The organism is Streptomyces sp. MB09-01, from assembly GCF_033794505.1.
Taxonomy (GTDB): Bacteria; Actinomycetota; Actinomycetes; order Streptomycetales; family Streptomycetaceae; genus Streptomyces.
In genome coordinates this window covers 1-1,115 of record NZ_JARAYQ010000570.1, presented here as the reverse complement: position 1 = coordinate 1,115, position 1,115 = coordinate 1, and the positions used below count along the sequence as shown (strand labels likewise).

Genomic DNA, 1,115 nt, shown 5'->3' with positions numbered 1-1,115 from the left:
CTCCCCGAGGACGCCCCGCCCCGCGCCACCGTGGTGGCGCTGCACGGCGCCGGGATGAGCGGCGGCTACTTCGACGGCTCCGCGCACCCGGACGCCTCGCTGCTGGAGCTCGGTGCGCACCTCGGCTACGCCGTGCTCGCCGTCGACCGCCCCGGCTACGGCGACTCCGCGTCCGTACTGCCCCGGGGCAGCGAACGCCGGGAGCAGTCCGCCACGCTGCGCGCCGCCCTGGCGGCGTTCGCCGCGACCCACGAGACCGGTGCCGGGCTGTTCCTGCTCGGTCATTCGTACGGAGGGATGATCGCCCTCACGGCCGCCGCCGACGGCCTGGCCGGCGCGCCGCTGCTCGGCGTGGACGTCTCCGGCTGCGGCTGGCACCTGGCCGCCGACCAGGGCCCGCCGGAGAGTGCGCTGCGCCGCACCGCCCGGCACTGGGGTCCGCTGCGCTGCTACCCGCCGGACACCTTGCGCTCCAGCCAGGCGCTGGTCAGGCCGGTTCCGGAGCGCGAGCAGGGCGACGCCGACGCCTGGGCGGACCTGTTTCCCGGCGTGGCGGCGCGCGTGCGCATGCCGGTACGGCTGACGTTCGGGGCCCACGAGGAGTGGTGGCGGCAGGACGACGCCGAACTGGCGCAGCTCGCCGCGGCGTTCACCGCGGCTCCGCGCGTGCTCGTCGAGCGCCAGCCGAGGGCCGGTCACAACATGAGCCTCGGCTGGGCGGCCCGCGCCTACCACCTGCGGGCCCTGGCCTTCGCCGAGGACTGCCTGCTCCCCGCCGACCTGCCTTCACCCACCCAGCGAACAGGAAGGGACACGCCATGACGGCAGTCGTTCCCCCCGACGCCGAGACCGGGGCCCGGCTCGACGAACTCCAGCGGCTCAAGACGCTGGCCGACGAGGGCCCCAGTCCCGAGGCGACCGCACGCCAGCACGCCAAGGGGAAGCTCACCGCGCGCGAGCGGCTCGAGCTGCTGCTCGACAAGGGCAGTTTCTGCGAGATCGAAACGCTGCGCCGGCACCGGGCCACCGGTTTCGGCCTGGAGTCCAACCGTCCCTACACGGACGGCGTGATCACCGGCTGGGGCGAGGTCGAGGGCCGTACGGTCTTCGTCTAC

At 74.9% G+C, this 1,115-nt stretch carries 2 protein-coding genes; both read left to right on the top strand.

What is annotated here, in order from left to right; all coding sequences use genetic code 11:
* Window positions 1-822 (top strand): alpha/beta hydrolase (locus PV721_RS43505; RefSeq protein WP_319734424.1); only part of this gene is annotated, 822 nt, incomplete at its 5' end.
* On the top strand, window positions 819-1,115 hold a 297-nt coding region (locus PV721_RS43500; RefSeq protein ID WP_319734422.1), incomplete at its 3' end, for a carboxyl transferase domain-containing protein. The genes PV721_RS43505 and PV721_RS43500, both read left to right, overlap by 4 nt.